Annotated in this window: 20 protein-coding genes; 7 read left to right on the top strand and 13 right to left on the bottom strand. The window is 33.3% G+C overall.

The features are described from left to right. Nucleotides 1-13 precede the first annotated feature (13 nt). Complete coding sequence (locus ACP5O9_RS01210) at nucleotides 14-472, top strand: response regulator (protein WP_428723286.1); 459 nt, start codon at nucleotides 14-16, stop codon at nucleotides 470-472. Between the two features lies 1 nt (nucleotide 473). Here ACP5O9_RS01210 and ACP5O9_RS01205 read toward each other — a convergent pair whose 3' ends face one another. The 6 genes from ACP5O9_RS01205 to ACP5O9_RS01180 are packed head-to-tail and all read right to left on the bottom strand — an operon-like array spanning nucleotide 474 to nucleotide 6,009. Beyond that, the gene (locus tag ACP5O9_RS01205; protein ID WP_428723285.1) at nucleotides 474-1,103 is read right to left on the bottom strand and encodes a hypothetical protein; all 630 of its coding nucleotides are present in this window, start codon (nucleotides 1,101-1,103) and stop codon (nucleotides 474-476) included. After that, on the bottom strand, nucleotides 1,100-1,477 hold the full coding sequence (locus ACP5O9_RS01200; RefSeq protein WP_428723284.1) for a response regulator: 378 nt from the start codon (nucleotides 1,475-1,477) through the stop codon (nucleotides 1,100-1,102). The genes ACP5O9_RS01205 and ACP5O9_RS01200 overlap by 4 nt, the downstream gene beginning before the upstream one ends. Then, entirely contained in the window at nucleotides 1,474-2,577 is a 1,104-nt protein-coding gene (locus ACP5O9_RS01195; RefSeq protein ID WP_428723283.1) for a sensor histidine kinase, read from the bottom strand. Before ACP5O9_RS01195 ends, ACP5O9_RS01200 begins: the two co-directional genes overlap by 4 nt. Continuing rightward, nucleotides 2,567-3,178, bottom strand: coding sequence for a cache domain-containing protein (locus ACP5O9_RS01190; protein WP_424904657.1), 612 nt, complete (start codon nucleotides 3,176-3,178; stop codon nucleotides 2,567-2,569). The genes ACP5O9_RS01195 and ACP5O9_RS01190 overlap by 11 nt, the downstream gene beginning before the upstream one ends. Before the next feature lie 25 nt (nucleotides 3,179-3,203). Next, nucleotides 3,204-4,547 carry a sigma-54-dependent transcriptional regulator gene (locus ACP5O9_RS01185; RefSeq protein ID WP_353686818.1) on the bottom strand — a complete coding sequence of 448 codons (1,344 nt, stop codon included), beginning with the start codon at nucleotides 4,545-4,547 and terminating at the stop codon, nucleotides 3,204-3,206. Between the two features lies 1 nt (nucleotide 4,548). Continuing rightward, complete coding sequence (locus ACP5O9_RS01180; protein ID WP_428723282.1) at nucleotides 4,549-6,009, bottom strand: ATP-binding protein; 1,461 nt, start codon at nucleotides 6,007-6,009, stop codon at nucleotides 4,549-4,551. 165 nt (nucleotides 6,010-6,174) lie between these two features. Here ACP5O9_RS01180 and ACP5O9_RS01175 point away from each other — a divergent pair, with 165 nt between their 5' ends. Continuing rightward, nucleotides 6,175-6,342, top strand: a complete 168-nt coding sequence (locus ACP5O9_RS01175; protein ID WP_353686820.1) for a hypothetical protein — start codon at nucleotides 6,175-6,177, stop codon at nucleotides 6,340-6,342. Between the two features lie 23 nt (nucleotides 6,343-6,365). On the opposite strand, the gene lon is transcribed toward ACP5O9_RS01175, so the two are convergent. Continuing rightward, nucleotides 6,366-8,369, bottom strand: coding sequence for an endopeptidase La (gene lon / locus ACP5O9_RS01170; protein WP_353686821.1), 2,004 nt, complete (start codon nucleotides 8,367-8,369; stop codon nucleotides 6,366-6,368). A gap of 154 nt (nucleotides 8,370-8,523) precedes the next feature. On the opposite strand from lon, the gene ACP5O9_RS01165 reads away from it, so the two are divergent. The 5 genes from ACP5O9_RS01165 to ACP5O9_RS01145 all read left to right on the top strand — a co-directional run bounded on the left by ACP5O9_RS01165 (nucleotide 8,524) and on the right by ACP5O9_RS01145 (nucleotide 11,873). Continuing rightward, nucleotides 8,524-8,946 carry a hypothetical protein gene (locus tag ACP5O9_RS01165; protein ID WP_353686822.1) on the top strand — a complete coding sequence of 141 codons (423 nt, stop codon included), beginning with the start codon at nucleotides 8,524-8,526 and terminating at the stop codon, nucleotides 8,944-8,946. 1 nt (nucleotide 8,947) lies between these two features. After that, on the top strand, nucleotides 8,948-9,241 hold the full coding sequence (locus tag ACP5O9_RS01160) for a hypothetical protein (RefSeq protein WP_428723281.1): 294 nt from the start codon (nucleotides 8,948-8,950) through the stop codon (nucleotides 9,239-9,241). A 24-nt stretch (nucleotides 9,242-9,265) separates the two neighbouring features. Next, nucleotides 9,266-10,351 carry a sulfite exporter TauE/SafE family protein gene (locus ACP5O9_RS01155; RefSeq protein WP_428723280.1) on the top strand — a complete coding sequence of 362 codons (1,086 nt, stop codon included), beginning with the start codon at nucleotides 9,266-9,268 and terminating at the stop codon, nucleotides 10,349-10,351. A gap of 76 nt (nucleotides 10,352-10,427) precedes the next feature. Continuing rightward, nucleotides 10,428-11,282 (top strand): universal stress protein, encoded by an 855-nt coding sequence (locus ACP5O9_RS01150; protein WP_428723279.1) that lies wholly within the window; start codon nucleotides 10,428-10,430, stop codon nucleotides 11,280-11,282. Beyond that, nucleotides 11,283-11,873 carry a hypothetical protein gene (locus ACP5O9_RS01145; protein ID WP_428723278.1) on the top strand — a complete coding sequence of 197 codons (591 nt, stop codon included), beginning with the start codon at nucleotides 11,283-11,285 and terminating at the stop codon, nucleotides 11,871-11,873. It abuts the gene before it with no gap. Here ACP5O9_RS01145 and ACP5O9_RS01140 read toward each other — a convergent pair. Genes ACP5O9_RS01140 through ACP5O9_RS01115 form a run of 6 tightly spaced genes read right to left on the bottom strand, consistent with a single transcriptional unit; the run spans nucleotide 11,862 to nucleotide 17,884 of the window. Then, entirely contained in the window at nucleotides 11,862-12,566 is a 705-nt protein-coding gene (locus tag ACP5O9_RS01140; protein WP_428723277.1) for an ABC transporter ATP-binding protein, read from the bottom strand. The two genes, ACP5O9_RS01145 and ACP5O9_RS01140, sit on opposite strands and share 12 nt — an antisense overlap. Continuing rightward, nucleotides 12,566-13,309 carry an ABC transporter ATP-binding protein gene (locus tag ACP5O9_RS01135; protein WP_353686828.1) on the bottom strand — a complete coding sequence of 248 codons (744 nt, stop codon included), beginning with the start codon at nucleotides 13,307-13,309 and terminating at the stop codon, nucleotides 12,566-12,568. The genes ACP5O9_RS01140 and ACP5O9_RS01135 overlap by 1 nt, the downstream gene beginning before the upstream one ends. An 11-nt stretch (nucleotides 13,310-13,320) precedes the next feature. Then, nucleotides 13,321-14,277, bottom strand: a complete 957-nt coding sequence (locus tag ACP5O9_RS01130; RefSeq protein ID WP_353686829.1) for a branched-chain amino acid ABC transporter permease — start codon at nucleotides 14,275-14,277, stop codon at nucleotides 13,321-13,323. 1 nt (nucleotide 14,278) lies between these two features. After that, the gene (locus ACP5O9_RS01125) at nucleotides 14,279-15,157 is read right to left on the bottom strand and encodes a branched-chain amino acid ABC transporter permease (protein ID WP_353686830.1); all 879 of its coding nucleotides are present in this window, start codon (nucleotides 15,155-15,157) and stop codon (nucleotides 14,279-14,281) included. Between the two features lie 60 nt (nucleotides 15,158-15,217). Next, nucleotides 15,218-16,420: an amino acid ABC transporter substrate-binding protein gene (locus ACP5O9_RS01120; RefSeq protein WP_353686831.1), complete on the bottom strand. Its 1,203-nt coding sequence runs from the start codon at nucleotides 16,418-16,420 to the stop codon at nucleotides 15,218-15,220. Between the two features lie 60 nt (nucleotides 16,421-16,480). Further along, entirely contained in the window at nucleotides 16,481-17,884 is a 1,404-nt protein-coding gene (locus ACP5O9_RS01115) for an NAD-dependent malic enzyme (protein ID WP_353686832.1), read from the bottom strand. Nucleotides 17,885-17,958: the final 74 nt, after the last annotated feature.

The following is a 17,958-nucleotide window of genomic DNA, read 5'->3' as shown; positions in this document are numbered from 1 at the left end:
TTGGGAGGTTAAAATGGGAAGACAAATGAGAGTTTTATTGGTAGATGATGAAGTAGAGTTTGTAAAAACTCTTGCAAAAAGACTTGAAATGAGAGAGCTAAAACCAGACACAGCATATAGCGGAGAAGAAGCAATTAAATATGCCGAAGAGCAGGAACCTGATGTGATAGTCCTTGACCTTAGAATGCCTGGTATGGATGGAATTGAAGTTTTAAGACAAATCAGGCAGGCATATCCTACAACACAGGTTATAATTCTTACTGCTCATGGAACAGAGAAAGATAAGGAAGAAGCTCAAAAACTTGGTGCTTATGATTTTTTAAGAAAGCCTGTAGATATTGAGACCTTGGTAGATAAAATTAAGGGTGCATATCAGAGAAAACTTGAACTTACCATGTCTGCTATTGCCTTTGCTGAAGAAGGAGAGTTTGATACAGCAAGAAAAATAATGGAGAATAAAGACGATAAATAGTTCAAGCTGGAATTTCTATAATAATTACTTTGTCAGTGGCTGAAATTTTTATATCTGTAATTGCAACGACTTCTTGAATAGTTGCGACTGTCCATATTTGTTGAGAAGGTTTTTCTACAAAATCACCTTCATATTTTACAATTATTTTTAATGAATTATCTTCAGCTCTTGCCTTAATACTTACAACTGTATCAGGTTTAGAGCGTTTTAGAAAACTGTCTATGGCATAAAATATTGCAAATTGCACTATAAAAGGTGAATTATTGATATCAGGAAGATCTGATGCAACAGTATATTGAATAGAAATTTTTTTACTATTTGAATATCTTTTTAAAAGTTCACATAATTCTTCTATGACAGAATTTAAATTAAATGAGGCTTGGAGATTGTCCATTCTATGTGCAAATCTGTTTAAATAGTTAATAAAACTTACACTTTTATGTATCTGATTTTCAATCGCCTGTAAACTTTCAATTACATAGGGCATTTCCTTTTTATCAATTGATTTTTTACCTTTGCATATATCACTAATCAATCCTGCGGATTCTTTTATTAAGGCAAGATGATTGTTAATTTCGTGTGTGAAGTCTGAGATAATTTTTCCAATAAAGGCAATAGGTTTTTCTATCATTCTATTTCCTCCTTTTTTAATCTCGCGGTTTCAATCTTCGAAACTAATTCTTCAATATCAACAGGTTTTATTAAATAATCAAATGCTCCGTAACTAAGGCTTTTCTTTATTTTTTCGTCATCTCCATATCCTGAAAGCATTATTACTTGAATAGAAGGATTGAATTCTTTTATTTTTTTTAAAACTTCCAAGCCATCTATATCTGGTAGGCCAATATCCAATATAATAACATCTGGAAATTCGGTTAAAAATTTAACTGCCTCAGCAAAATTTGTAACACCATGAGCATCATATCCTCTTAGAATAAGTCTTTCAGTTAAAGTAGATACGAATTCAGTTTCATCATCAATTATTAATAATTTTGCTTTTTTCATTTAATTTCCTCCAGTTCTGGATTGATGGGAATTTTTATTGTAAAGATTGTTCCTTTTCCAACTTCGCTTTCAACATGAATATCACCTCCGAGTTTTTTAATGATCCCATAAGAAATGTACAATCCCAGACCTGTCCCTTTTTTCTTAGTAGTATAAAATGGTTCAAAGATATGTTTCAATTTATCCTTAGGTATTCCATGCCCATTATCTTTAATTGATATAGCTATATGATTCGTATCAATCTGTTGGGTTTTAATCTCGATCCTACCACCCTGCTCTACAGCATCAACTGCATTGTTAATAATGTTTAATAAAACCTGTTGAAGCTGCCCTTTATTTGAGGTAATTTTGGGTAAATTTTCTTGTAAATCATAAATCATATTTATCCCTTTTATCTGAATTTCTTTTTCTATAAATCCTATCACTTCTTTAATTGCTTCGTTTATATCAAAATCTTCTCTTACTGTATCAATTCTTTTTGAAAAGCTTAAAAGTCTATGAGTTATTGTTCTGCATCTTGCAACACTATCTTGAATTGAACTTACAAGTTGAAGAAATTTATCTTTGTTTTGAGATAAATCATTGTATTCAATAAGGTCTTTCATGAGTCCTGCTTTTTCATTAATAATTGCAAGAGGATTGTTAATTTCATGAGCTACACCAGCAGCGAGTCTTCCAATTGAAGCAAGTTTATCAGCGTGTTCAGCATTTGCAATAGCAATTTCTCTTTCATGGTCTGCTTTCTGTATCCTGTTAATTAATGTGCTTATTGATTTTGTTATTACAATAAAAGTGATAACAATGCTCAGGATACTTATCAATGCTACTTCTTTTGTGAAGAAAGACGGAATTTTTTCATAAGGCTTTGAACATATTATTGTTACAAGCATCCATCGAGTGTTTTTAATAGGAACATAGGCTACATAAGCTTGCTTTTTATTGAACTCAGTACCATAAATTGTAACAGCTTTTTTGTCTGTTTGTAATTTAATATTATTTAATTGCAAAGGATCAAGAGCCTGACCAAACAGTTTTGAATTGGTCTGAAGAACGCGTTCTTTGTTTATAAGAAAAGCATCATCCTGAGGGTCAAATTTCAAGATTTGAAACAAATTTCTGCAAAATATCTATATTTATTGATACTCTAATAAGCCAGAATTTATTATGGTGGCTTGATTCTTTTTTTACAATAATAGAAAAATGGGGAAATTTTCTATAACCAAGAAATACATCTGTTACATAATCAGTTTTTAAAAGCATTGTTTTAAACCATTCTGTCTGAGAGTAATCTTTTCCTTTAAGTTTATAAGGACCTGCATATAATATCTGAATTCCTTCTTCATCTATTACTCCCATATCTACAATACCTTCAAATTCATTTTTTAAATTATAAAATAGTTGAGAAAAATTTCTTTCATCCAGAAAATATTCCTCAGGATAAGAAACAGCAAGAAATTTTAAAGCTGAAATTCGTTCAGAGATAAAAAACTCAAGAGAATGTCTTGTTTCTTCCATCTGCCATTTGAGATTATTTTTGAATTCCTCATGAACTATTTTATGAATTAAGAAGTAGGTGATTGTAATAACAATAATGAGTGGTATTACAGAGAAGAAAGTGTTTAACAAGATCAGTCTACATTTAAGATAAAAGTATCTATCTGATGTGAGTTTTGCAATAAAATTTTTTATTAGAACAAACATGTTTATCTTATTATATCAAACCTAATTAATCTTCTAAATCATAATTTTTCATCTTTCTCCACAAAGATACTCTGTCAATGCCAAGTATCTGAGCAGCTACTGTTTTATTGCCAACTTCTTTTAAAACCCATTTTATGTATTCTTTTTCTAATTCTTCCAGAGTCATGAATTTACCTTCTTTTTTAACAAAAACCTGAATTTTTAATTCCTTAAGATCATCTGGAAGATGTTCAACTTCCACTTGAGATGAATTGCAAATTACAACTGCTCTTTCAATGATATTTTCAAGTTCTCTTATATTACCGGGATAATCATAATTTATAAGTAAATTTAATGCTTCTTCTGAAATTTTAAAAACTTCTTTTTTCATAATTGAAGAATATTTTTTTAGAAAATATGCAACCAGTAAAGGAATATCATCTTTTCTTTCTCTTAATGGTGGAATTTCCAGATTAACTACATTTAATCTGTAATAAAGGTCTTCTCTGAATTTTCCTTTTTTGACCTCATCACGAATATCCCTGTTTGTTGCTGCTATAAATCTTACATCCACACTGATTGGCTGAGTGCCTCCTAATCTTAAGAATTCTTTTTCCTGAATTACTCTTAGAAATTTAGCCTGCATTGTTGGAGACATCTCTGTTATTTCATCGAGAAATAAAGTGCCTGAAGAGGCCATTTCAATTAATCCTTTTTTCAGGGTTGTAGCTCCTGTAAAGGCTCCTTTTTCGTGTCCGAAAAGCTCATTACTGAGGAGTTCTTCAGTAAAAGCTCCACAGTTTATAGCGAGAAAAGGGCCTGATTTTCTTAAAGAATTCAGGTGAATATATCTTGCAAACAGTTCTTTTCCTGTGCCAGACTCACCAGTAATTAAAACATTGCAATCTGTTGGAGATATCTGTCGAGCAATCTCTAAAAGTTTGAGCATTTTAATGTTTTGAGTAATTATGTTGACTTTTTCACGAAAATCAAGTTGCTCTCTGAGTTGTTTAACCTCTTTTTTAAGATTCACTTTTTCAGAGGCTTCTTTGACAATTTTGCGAATAATTTCCAATTTAAAAGGTTTTGAAATATAGTAAAATGCTCCTTCCTTCATTGCTTCAACAGCGTTTTCTACTGTAGCATAACCTGTTATCATTATTACTTCCGTATCTGGATAGAGAGTTTTACACTTTCTTAATATTTCAAATCCATCAACTTTTTCCATTTTTATATCAGTTAAAATTATATCAAATGGTTGTTTTTCAATGAGTTTTAAAGCTTCTACACCACTCTGAGTAGCTGTCACTTCATAACCTTCTTTTTTCAGTACATGTTCCAGGTTTTTTAAAGTTATTTTTTCATCATCTACTACCAGAATTTTTGTCATTTTATCGTCTCGGAAGCATTACTATAAATGTTGTTCCCTGTCCAGGAGTACTGTCCACACATATACAGCCATCGTGGTCTTTGATTAATTCTTGAGTTATAAAAAGTCCTAATCCTGAACCTTTGTTTTCTTTAGTAGTGAAGAATGGTTCAAAGATTTTTGAGATGTTCTCTTGAGGAATGCCAGGTCCATTGTCTTTTACCTCTAAGATAACGAACTCTTTATTAAGAGAAATTTCTCCTACACATTTTCCTTCTTTTTTAAGAAACAGATATTTATCAAGAGCTTCCTGGCTGTATGAGTAAGCCCTGATTTTTACTTCTCCTTGTAGTGCAGATGCCTGGATAGCGTTTTTAATAAGATTCAAAAGAACCTGCTGAATTCGTTGTTTATCCGCATATATTGTAAGATTTTCTTCTACATCAATAATTAAGTTAATTTTTGTTGGGATTTCACCTTTAATTAAAACAATCGTTTCTTCAATTAAATTCTGTGCAGAAATGTTTTCCTTCTGCAGTTCTTTTCTTCTTGAAAAATCAAGGACTGTTTTTATAATGTTTTTAGCTCTCTCAGTCTGAGATTCTATTGCATGAAGAAGTTCTTTTTTATATTCAGTATCTGCTTCTTCAAATTCTTCAATAAGTATCTGACATGATGTTGAAATGTTAGATAAAGGATTGTTAAGTTCATGGGCAATTCCAGAAAGCAGTGTTCCAAGAGAAGACAGTTTTTCAGCCTGTATAAGCTGTTTTTGTTTTGATTCAAGTTCTTTTAAAACTTTATTAAAAGTATCTACAAGTGAAAGAATTTCTTTATCATTAGATTTAACTTCAATAGAATATATTTTACCCTCTGCGATCTTTTTCATTTTATCTTCAAGCTCTTTCAATGGTTTTGAAATTAATCTTGTAAGACCTAAACCAAAAGAAATAAATGGGATGACAAAAAATATGATTATCAAAAAAATACTGTATTTCAAGATGTTATTCAGACTGTCTTTTATTAATCTACGTTCTGTTGTTTTAATATCTTCTGCAATATGGGTAAGCATTTTACCTTTTTCCCTTATTGACTGTTCAAGATTATGAACCGAGGGAGAATTTATTTTTTCTTTTAACTGTAACATTAGTAATTCATAAATTTGCAGAGTATTTGATAATTCTTTAATTGATTTTTCTATTTTTAATCCTTCAAATTTTTGATCAGTGATAAAATTTTTAACAGTCTTAATGTACTCTAAGTTGTCACGATAGTCTGTTTCATTTCTATAAAGAAAAAAATTCTTCTCTGTTCTTCTTATTTCCTGAATTGTTTCAAATAAATTAAAGATACTCTCTTCCACCTCTATTTTTTGTTTGATTAGCCATATATCATATAGAACAACCACTGATAAACCGATAGTAACAAGGATTCCACTAATGTAAAAAAGCATTATTTTTTGTGCAATGCTTTTAGGAAACATAGTTTAATTTAAAATATATAGATTGCAAAATGCAACAATTAGTTTATTTCTGAAACAATTGATGAGAATTATTAATAGTAAAAACTTAGGTAATTTAAGAAGATTCTTTCTGGCATAAAAAATGCTAATTTATTTATTAGAAAATTTAAAGAGGGGGTTTAAAAAATGTTTAAAAAAATTGTACAACTTTTTGAAAATTTATTTGTAGCTATTAGTTTTGCTGAGGCAGGAGAGTTTGATACAGCCAGAGAAATTCTGAGACAGCAAGATATCCATAGAAAAAAAGACAGGGTAAGGCCTCAGCAGCATATAAGACCCAGTATGAGAGCTTAGTAAAAGGGGCTATATGCCCCTTCTTAAATCAACACTATATTAACTACATCTTCAATCTTTTCCATAAATATAATTTTCAATCCTCTTTTAAAGTCTTCTGGTAGATTATCAATATCTACTTTGTTTCTGTGAGGAACTATGACTGTTTTGACTCCTGCTCTTTTTGCTGCTAAAATTTTTTCTTTAATACCTCCAACAGGAAGTATTCTTCCACTCAAGGTAAGCTCTCCTGTAATTGCAATATCTCTTCTTGCAGGCCTATTTGTAAATAGGGAAATTAAAGCCATTGCTATTGTTGCTCCTGCTGAAGGGCCATCTTTGGGAATTGCTCCCTGAGGAACATGAATGTGTATGTCCTGATTCTCAAATATCTCCTCTGAAATACCAAACACAGAAGCATTGCTTTTTATATAGCTCAGCGCTGCCTGGGCAGATTCTCTCATTATGTTTCCAAGAGAACCAGTAAGAATTAGTTCTCTTTTGCCTTTCATTTTGGCTGCTTCCACAAATATTATGTCACCGCCTGTTTCTGTCCATACAAGTCCGGTAACAACGCCAACTCTGTTTTTTGCATCAGCCACTTCAAAGTAATATCTTCTTGGACCAAGATATTTTTCCACCATTTCTGGAGTTATTTTTACTGGAGTTTTTGGCTTACTTCCTTTTACAATTTCGGTTGCCAGTTTTCTGCATATTGTTGCGATCATTCTTTCAAGATTTCTTATTCCAGCTTCTCTTGTATATTCCTGAATAATTTTTAAAATAGCCTCCTCAGTAAACGCAGGAGGAAACTCAGTAAGACCCTGCTCAGTTATCTGTTTGGGAATTAAATGTTTCAATGCTATGTTTTTCTTTTCTTCTTCTGTGTATCCTGAAAACTCTATGACCTCCATTCTGTCAAGCAGAGCTGGTTGAATATTATCAGGTATATTTGCTGTTACTATAAACATAACTCCTGAAAGGTCAAAGGGAACATCAAGGTAATGGTCAATAAATGCATAGTTTTGCTCGGGGTCAAGAGCTTCAAGAAGCGCTGAAGCAGGGTCTCCTTTGAAATCCTGACAGATTTTGTCAATCTCATCAAGCATTAAAACAGGATTAGCAACACCTGTTCTTCTAATTTCTTCTATAATTCTGCCTGGTTTTGCACCTGCATAGGTTCTTCTGTGCCCTCTTATTTCTGCCTCATCTTTTATTCCACCGAGTGAGATTCTTGCAAATTTTCTTCCAAGAGCATCAGCGATTGATTTTCCAAGAGATGTTTTTCCTGTTCCAGGAGGACCTGCAAAGCATAGAATTGAACCTTTTGTGGAAATTGTTGAAACTCTGTCTTCTGATGCCTGTTTTATTGATAGCTTTACTTCTTCTATTTTAAAAGGTTTGGCAATATAATGAAAGGCTCCTCTTTTTATTGCTTCAACTGCATTGTCCACAGCAGCATAGGCTGTTATCATTATAACTTTTGTATTTGGATATTTTGCTTTTACTTTATCAAGTATAGCAAAGCCATCTAATCCCTCCATTTTGATATCAGTAAGCACTATTTCAAATTCTTGTTCATCAAGAAGTTTGAAAGCTTCTGCACCATTTTTAGCAGTAACCACTTCGTAGTTTTCTTTTTTTAAAATGTGTTCAAGGTTTTTCCTCGCTATTTCTTCATCATCAACTATTAATATTCTTGGATTCCGATTTGAAGATAAAATTTTTACCGCAAGATGCTCAAGAATTCTATTTTTTACTCCATAAAGACCATAATGTCTTTCATTCAAAATTCTTTCTGCTCTTTCCAGGTCAAGATTATCAGCTGTTTTTTTATTCCATGGAAGTGTTGTAAGGTATTCTATGTAGGTTAGACTAATAGTGTATTCTGCTGCTGTAGGATTCATCTTGGAAAGTAAATCAAGCTCTGCAAGTGCAATATCTCTTACCTGAGAAGGCATTTCGGATTGAAAAATTTTCCTTCTCAGTTCTTCAACTATAGTATTCTTGTTTTCTTCGCTATGATCTGTTTTTTTGAAAATTTTCATTTTTGTTCTCTTTATTGCATTTTACAAATATGGCGATGCAATTTGCAACATAAAATTTTTTGTTCTGAAAAATTTCTTAACTAAAATCAAATAATTTACTCAATTAAATTTCTGGCATAGTAATTGTTTATTTAAAAAAGTGGAGGGATTGAAGATGAGAATAAAAGATTTGATAAGCAAATTTGAAAATTATATGTCAGCCGTCACTTTTGCTGAGGCAGGAGAGTTTTATACAGCCCAGCAAATTTTAAGAAAAAAGCCTGATATTGTGGTAATTATTTCAGGAACTCAAGAGGATGAGTATTCATTAAAGTACGCTTTAAATTTAAGCAAAAGAGTGAGTGGTCTATTAAGAGTTTTATGGAAAAAAGAAGTTTCAACAAATCATATAAAAAAATTAAAGGATGGGGATGTGAACTATGAAATTTTGCAGTATGATAGTTTTTCAGAACAAAAGATAAGAAATCTTTTAGAGAAAGCTGATCTTATAATTACAGCAGATGAAAAAATCTTAGGAAGACTTTCAAATGGTTATGTAGTTTTTGTTCAACCAAATAAAAATTTAATAGGAGGTTAAGATGCCAAGAAAAAACAAATCTTTATTTAAGCTGTTGTTTTATGGTGCAATTACCGTAACTCTCTATGCAGGTTTATTTCTGAATGAGCCAATAGTAAAGTCATTATGTGCAAGAGGAGGCTTATATGCTTTATTTCCAGTGGTAACTGCTTTTATTTTCTCTTTTGCCCATGGTAACTTTACAAACTATTTCTGGCAGACGCTTGGAATTGAAGCAAAGAAGAAGAGAGTTGAATTGACAGAACATGACAGAGCTGTTGAGAGAAAAGAGATCAGAACTCAGTTACGAGCATAAAAAATAAGGAAAGGAGGATAAAAAATGATTGAACTTACAACAAATTTTGTTGATTTAAACTGGATGAATGTGATGTATTTATTTTTTGTAGGACTTGTAGGAGGACTTGTAAGCGGATTTATTGGTTCAGGTGGAGCTTTTGTTCTGACACCCGGCATGATGAGCATGGGTGTTCCAGGACTTGTGGCTGTTGCATCAAATATGTGTCATAAGTTTCCAAAGGCACTTGTAGGAGCTATAAAAAGAGCTAAATTCGGTCAGGTTGATGTTAAACTCGGTCTTGTTATGGGAGCCTCTGCTGAGGCAGGAGTTTTGTTCGGTGCTCATGTTCAGGAATACATAAAGAAGACATTTGGTGATGTAGGTTCAAATCTCTATGTGAGTGCGGCTTTTGTTGTTGTCCTTAGCATTGTGGGTACATATGTGCTTTTAGATGCGATAAAGACCAAAAATAATGATAAAGCAAAAAAACCAGAAGAAACTACAAAAATTGCAAAGTGGCTTCAGTCAATCTATATTCCAGGAACTATGGTTTATTTCAGAAGCCTCAATGCAAAAGTCTCTGTTCTTTTTACAATTCCACTTGGCTTTGCAACAGGCATGCTTGCAGCCACAATAGCAGTAGGAGGATTTATCGGAGTTCCTGCTATGATGTATGTGCTTGGTGTACCAGCAATAATGGCATCTGCAACTGAACTTGTTATTGCCTTTGTTATGGGTCTTGTTGGTTCTTTCAAATATGCAATGAGTGGTTTTGTTGATATAAGGCTTGCAATGATAATTCTGGCAGGTTCTCTTTTCGGTGTTCAACTTGGAGCAATAGGAACAACCTATGTTAAAGATTATATGATTAAAATCGTCATGGGAGTTATCATGCTAATTGTACTTGTTAGCAGAGGTTTAATGATTCCAGTTTATCTCGGTCAGCTTGGAATAATATCTCCTTTATCAGTAGCTACAGTTACAACACTTAAAACTTTAAGTTTTGCTATTATGGTAACAGCTCTTGTAGTGGGAGCAGGAATTATATGTATGGCATTGTTTAAGGGTTTACGGGAAGAAAGGAAAATTCAGAAGATTGTTGCAACCTCTTCAGTCACAGTTAAGTAGAATTTTAAACCTAAAAAAGGGGTGGAATAAATCCCCCCTTTTTTATATAATTTTAAAAAATACATAGGAGGCAAAGATGGCTCTTTACAGAAGAATGCTTGTATGCATTGATGGCTCAGAGGAAAGTTTCCATGCTTTTGAAGAGGCTGTTAGATTTGCAAAAGAAAAAAACATTACAGTCTTTGTCCTGACTGTTGCTCCATCCTATTATGGAGATTTAAGTCTTGTAGGTATTGGAGTATCTGTTGAGGAGATCTGTAAACCTTATAAGGAAAATCTTTCAAAAGCTAAAGATATAGCTGAGAAACATCAAGTTCTCGTGAAAACTCTTTATGAAGAAGGAGAACCCTTTGAAAAGATTATTGATGTAGGTGAGGAAATCTCAGCAGACTTAATAATTATGGGCAAAAAAGGTATAAGCGCTCTTCAGCAGGTTTTAATTGGAAGCGTGACAGAACGAGTGATTGGTTATAGTAATACTGATGTTTTAGTTGTCCCGAAGAATTCAACGATCAAATGGAACAGATGCCTTGTGGCTGTTGATATTTCAAAATATGGAGAAAAAGTTTGCAATAAAGCAATAGAGATTGCAAGAGATTTTCAATCACAGATAAATCTGATTTCTGTGGTAGAAGTTCCTTCAGCAGTTTTTGCAGTGAAGCCTGAACTTTATGATGAACAGGTAAATAAAACAAAAAAATATTTAAAAGAGCTTGAACTTAAATTTCACGGTGAAAACATATCTCCCAGAATTTTTATAGAAGAAGGAGAGCCTTATAAAAAGATTCTTGAGAAGGCAGATGAGATTCAAGCTGATATTATTGTTGTGAGCTCTCATGGAAGAACAGGACTTAAAAGGCTTCTTATGGGAAGCGTATGCCAGAGAGTAATCGGGCTTTCAAAGATACCTGTCTTAGTTGTGAAATCATAAATGAAATATTTCATATCAGGTTGGGCAGGATTTAGAGAAGCACTGAATGTGCCAGAGGACTGGCATTTTTTAGCTCCTTTTATTGATTTAGATGAAGTGGGGATTTTAGACTTTTTTAATGATAAATCAGGCAATATACTTATTGGCTGGTCAACAGGTGGACATATTGTTCTTAAACATTTTCACTTTTTTTCTGAAAAATTTGAAAAAATTTTTATTATTGCAGGATTCAAAAAGTTTACCGATTACATTCATCCAAAAATTATAAAAAGAATGATTCAAAAAATGGATAGTGAACCACAGGATGTTATAAAAGAATTTCATTTAAATGCAGGATTAAAACCTTATATTCCTGAAAATATCAATAAACATGCACTTATTGAGGGTTTAAAATTTTTAATTAATTCTGATTTTGAATATTTAAGCTGTGAAAAAAACAACATAACACTTCTTCATGGAAGCATGGATAAAATTCTGCCTCCAGAAGCTTTACATGATTTAAAAAAACTATGCCCTTTTGCTCAGGCTTATGTTATATCCGGTTTTCACTGGATTCCCTTTAAAGTTTTAAATTCTATTTTACATTCCTAAATAAGTTTCTTTTATTTGCGGATGTTCAAGAAGCTCCTTTGAACGTCCTGATATTTTTATTTCTCCAACTTCCATAACATATGCTCTGTCACTTATTTCCAGCGCCATATGAACATCCTGTTCAACCAGTAAAATACTTACTCCAGATTTATTGATTTTTTTTACGACATCAACAAGTATTTCAACTATTGTTGGAGCAAGTCCCAATGTAAATTCATCAATTAAAAGAAGTTCTGGCTCATTCATAAGAGCTCTTCCTATTGCAAGCATCTGTTGTTCTCCTCCAGAAAGGTCTCCTCCAAGATGATTTTTTCTTTCATAAAGTCTTGGTAAAATGGAAAAAACTTTTTCCATTCTTTCTTTTAATCCGTTTCTTCTGTGATATGCTCCTATTTCAAGATTTTCTTTTACAGTCATACCAGAAAATATCCTTCTTCTTTCCGGGCATAGACTTATTCCCATTTTTACAATTTTGTCTGGTGAAAGATTGGCAATGTTTTCATCTTTAAAAATAATTTCTCCACTCCATACTCTTAACCTTCCTACAATTGCTCTCATCAGCGTGCTTTTCCCTGCACCATTTGAGCCAAGAAGAGCAACTATTTCACCTTTGTTGATTTCAAAAGAAACATTTCTTAATATCTGTAAATCACCGTAGCCTGTATTGAGATTTTTTATTTCAAAGAATTTCATTATGCCACCCCTTTTTGTGCGAATTTACTTCCTAAATAAGCTTCAATTACCTGAGGATGATTGCAAACTTCATGAGGTTTTCCATCGCAAATAAGCTCTCCTAAGTGTAGAACAACAACTCTATCTGATATCCCCATGATAACTTTCATAACATGTTCAATTGCTATTATCGTTATTCCTCTTTCTTTCAAAAGCAAAATTTCTTTCATTATATCATCAAGCTCCTTAGGATTAAGTCCTGCCATAACCTCATCAAGAATTAAAAGTTCAGGGTCCATTGCCAGCGCTCTTGCAAGTTCAAGTTTTTTACGCTGAGCAATTGGTAAGATGCTTGGTTCTTTATCTTTTTCATTTAAAAGTCCAACTATTTTTAAGGCTTCCATTGCTATGTCTTTTGCTTCTGCATTAGTTTTTGCATTTTTTCTACCATAAAATGCTCCGACCATGACATTTTCCAAAACTGTAAGACCCTTAAATGGCTTAACAACCTGAAATGTTCTTGCTATGCCCATTTTTGAGATCTCATATGATTTCTTATTGTTGATTAATTCTCCTTTGTAATAGATTTCACCTCTTGTTATGTCAGTCAAACGACATATAAGATTCATTAAAGTTGTTTTTCCTGCTCCATTAGGTCCTATTAATCCAAGGATTTCTCCTTTGTATACTTTAAGGTTTACATTATTTAAAACCTCAAGGCCACCATATTTTTTTGCAAGATTTTTTGTTTCAAGTATTATCATCTCTCAGCACCTCAAAGTTTATTTTCTTTCAGATTAATAATAATTTTTCTAAGAGAAAATCCTTCTTTAAATGTTTCAAATAGTCCCTTAGGAATAAAGATTACTATTAATATGATTAGCAGTCCGAGTATCATTCCATGAATTTCTATAAATTTGCTCCATACCAATTCTGAGATAAGCTCAAGAATAAAAGCTCCTATCATTGGACCCAGGACAGTTGTTCCACCACCAAGCAAAATCATTGCAAACATTTTTACAGAATAAGAAGTTTGAAAAACTGTAGAAGAATCAATATATGTTAACCAATAAGCATATGCTCCACCAGCTATGCCAACAAGAGCTCCACTTATAGCCCATGATATTGTTTTAAAAAGTGGTGTATTTATCCCGATTACAGATGCCGCATCTTCATCGATTCTTATTGCTCTCAAGGCATATCCAAATTTTGAACGAAATATTAAAAAAGCTATCAAAACAGTAAGCAACATTATTGAAAGGATTGCATAGTAGAAAAATTTATATATATAAGCAGGGTCACCTTCCATAATAGGCAATGTAAGTCCCATACCTCCGCCTGTTATTTCTGTCATATTATCAACAATTTCTTTTATAGCTTCCATTACTCCAATTGTAGCAATTGCAAAATAGTGTCCTTTAAGTCTTAAAAGCGGTATGCCTAAAAGTGTAGCAATTATAAATCCTGATAATGCACAGAAAGGAAGAGTCAATAAAAAGGAGAAACCATATTTTGTCATCAATACTCCAGTTACATATGCTCCTATTCCAAAAAAGGCTATATTTCCAAATGCTGGATATCCTGTAAATCCTATGATTATGTTACTTCCTGTAGCAATTGCTGCAAACATAAATGTTTGAGTTAAAACCCTGAGCCAGTATCCTGATATTAAGAATGGCAGAATCGCCAATACAGCAATAAATATAAAAAATAAAATTACACTTTTTTTCATATCAATGCTTTACCTCCGCAAAGTATTTTTTCCCTAAGATTCCTGTAGGTTTTATTACGAGAACCAGTACCATTATTGCAAGAGTAATTGCATTTTTATAGCTTTCTCCAATAATGTAAGAACTCAGAGTTTCAACAATTCCAAGAATAATACCACCCAGAAGAGCTCCTTCAACTCTTCCAAGTCCACCAAGAATACTTACAATAAAGGCTCTTAGTGTTAAAGAGCCTGCTACTGATGGAGAAAATGCCTGCGTTAATGAGAAAAGACTTCCAGCAACGCCTGCCAATCCTGAAGCAATTGCAAAGGTTATTGCAAAAATTTTTGCTGGGTTTATTCCCACCATCATTGCAGCATCAATATCAAGAGATGTGGCTTTAATTGCCTTTCCAGTCCATGTTTTATTGAGAAATAGACTTAAAAGTAATGTAATTAACACACATATTGCAAATACACCCAATCTTATATAGGGTATAACAATATCTCCTACTATTAAGCTTTCTCCAGCGTAATCAGGAGTAACAGATCTGAAGTCAGCTGAGAAAAAGGTTGTCATAAAATTTACAAGGAATATCTCTACTCCAAAAGTCAGTATAAGAAGCATAAAAATCTGTGCTTTAACAACTAAATTGAGTAAATATCTTTGCAAAATATATCCAAAGATAAAAAGAGGTATAAAACTGAATGGAAGGCTTAAAAAAGGATCAAGTCCATAATGCTGAAACAAAAATAAAGTAATATATGCTCCTAAAAGAGCTATCGCTCCGTGAGCAAGGTTAATTATATTTGTTACTCCCCAGACAAGAGAAAAACCCACACCAATAAGAGCATAAAATCCTCCAAGAAGAATACCATTTAAAAGAATTTGTAATAATATCATATCCTCCCTCGTTTTAATTTAATAAAATAAAAAAGCCCGGAGCTTGCCGGGCTTTCAGGATTATCTCCATGCTGGCTTTGGATATACTGGTTTAGCTTCAGCAGCTGCCTCAGGATATACTGTTTTTTGTTGCCCTCTCAGTATCTGGATGACAGGCATTCCTTTGCCAACAACTTTTCCTGTTGCATCAAATCTGATTTTTCCAAAGAGAGTTTCTTCATTAAAGCTTGCAAGTGCATGTCTTATTTTGTTTATATCTGTAAAAGTGCCTGCTTTCTCAATAGCTCTCTGGAATATAACTGCAGCAGCAGCACCACCAGCAGCATGATAGTTTGGTTCCACGCCAAATTTTGCTTTAAAGGCTTTTACAAAATTTGCATTTGACCCAAAAACAGGATCTTTATATTTCAAAGTTGGAGTCCATTGAGCTGAACCAAAAATGTATTCAGCATCACCTTTAAGTGCTGTTACAAAATCTGGTAAAGTTGGGCCAACTGAAAATGCTATTGCCTTTGGATTTAATTTATAATCTTTACTCTGTTTAACTATTACAACAGTATCTTGAAAATGGCCACATCCAATAAGAATATCAGGATTTTTAGCTTTAATTTCCACAATAACTGTAGACAGATCCTGTGTTCCTTTTGGATAGTCCTTGTAATACACTACTTTATATCCATATTTCTGAGCTGAAGCATATGCACCCTGTGCAACCTGAGTGGAGAAAAGATCATTTGAGTAAACAATTGCAACAGTATTTGGTTTAGGAGTTTTATTTCTTAGCATTTTTAAAGTATCATCCATGTATTCAGTAGCTACTGTATAAATTCCAAATAGATTTTTAAAGCCTCTTGTGTAAAGTTTGTCTGCAGCAGCACCACCCTGAACCATTAAAGCTCCGTACTTCTCAGTAATCGCAGATGTTGAGAAAACTGACTCACTGCCGTATGGACCTAAAATGAGTTTAATACCATCTTCGGTTATGAGTTTTTCCACAAGCTTGGCTGCTCTGTTTGGATCACTTTCATCATCGTAGTATTTAATATCCACTTTGTAATATTTATTTCCTACCTTGATACCACCTCTTTTGTTTACAGTTTCTTTCCACAGTTCGTAACCGTTCTTTACGAGATTTCCTTCCTTTGCAAGTTTTCCTGTAAGAGACAGAGCTGCGCCAAATCTGATTACATCAGCTGAATAAACCTGAGCTACTAACAACAGAATTAAACTTAAAACTAACATCATCAAACCTGCCCTTTTCATTTTCCCCTCCTTTTTTAATTTTTAATGATGATATTAAAAATTTTTAAAAAATTTCAACATCTACCTCGCTAATCCAAGTTTTTTAGCTTTTTCTGCCACTGCATGAGAAACCATCTGAGCAACTTTCTTATTGAATATACTTGGAATAATATAGTCTTCGTTAAGTTCTTCATCTTTAATTATGTTTGCGATGGCATTAGCAGCAGCAAAGAAAATTTCTTTATCAACTCCTTTTGCACGCACCTCAAGTAAGCCCTTAAACAATCCTGGAAAAGCAAGAACATTGTTAATCTGATTGGGATAGTCAGACCTTCCAGTTGCCATTATTCTGACAAGGGGCATTGCAAGCTCTGGTGCAATTTCAGGGTCTGGATTGGCAAGAGCAAAAACAACCCGTGGAGGATTCATCCTTTTTAAATCATCTGGAGTTATTATATTTGGGGCTGAAAGTCCGATAAAAACATCTGCTCCTTCCATTGCATCAGAAATTGTTCCTTTAATTTTTCCTGGATTAGTCTTTTTTGCGAGCTCTTCTTTATGAGGATCCATATCCTTTGTTCTTCCCTCATAAAGAGCACCGGCTCTATCACACACAATTATGTCTTTTACTCCGTAGTCAAGAAGCATATAGACTGTGGCAGTTCCTGCTGCACCAGCTCCAGCTATAACTACTTTAAACTCTCTAATATCTCTCTTAAGAATTCTTCCCACATTTATCAATGCAGCTAAAACAACAATAGCTGTCCCATGCTGGTCATCATGAACAACTGGAATATCAAGCTCCTGCCTGAGTCTTTTCTCTACTTCAAAACAGCGTGGTGCAGCAATGTCTTCAAGATTTATTCCACCAAAGGGAGTTGATATTTTTTTGATTATATCCACAAGCTCATCTACATCAGTTGTTCTTATTGCAATTGGGAAAGCATCCACCCCACCAAATTCTTTAAAAAGCATACACTTGCCTTCCATCACAGGCATTGCTGCATCAGGTCCTATGTTTCCAAGTCCAAGCACTGCTGTTCCATCGGTAATTACTGCTACAGTGTTTCCTTTGATGGTGTATCTGTAAACATGTTCAGGATTTTTCTTAATATCAAGGCAGACTCTGGCAACACCTGGAGTGTAGACTCTGGAGAGGTCTTCTCTACCTTTAACATTAATTTTATTATAAGTTCCGATTTTACCACCTTCATGGACAAGAAATGTTTTATCCATTACCCTGAGGATTTTGATTCCTTCAATGTGTTTGAGTGCCTTGATAATTTTCTTTTCATGCTCTTCATCCCTTGCATTCACTGTTATGTCTCTTATTATTTTTCCTTTTTCCACTTTTACAATATCAATTGAACCAAGGTCTCCACCTGCTCCACTTATGGCTGAAGCAATTTTTGCAAACATTCCAATGCGATTTTCAATTTCAACACGGACCGTTATACTGTAACTTGGACTTGGTACATATCCCATTTTTGTCCTCCCATGCTTGACATTGTGTTATAAATTATACAAAATAAAATAATTTTTGCAAATAGGGAGGAGTA

This window comes from Thermodesulfovibrio sp. (assembly GCF_049969575.1).
GTDB lineage: Bacteria > Nitrospirota > Thermodesulfovibrionia > Thermodesulfovibrionales > Thermodesulfovibrionaceae > Thermodesulfovibrio > Thermodesulfovibrio obliviosus.
This window is presented reverse-complemented; position numbering and strand designations above follow the sequence as displayed.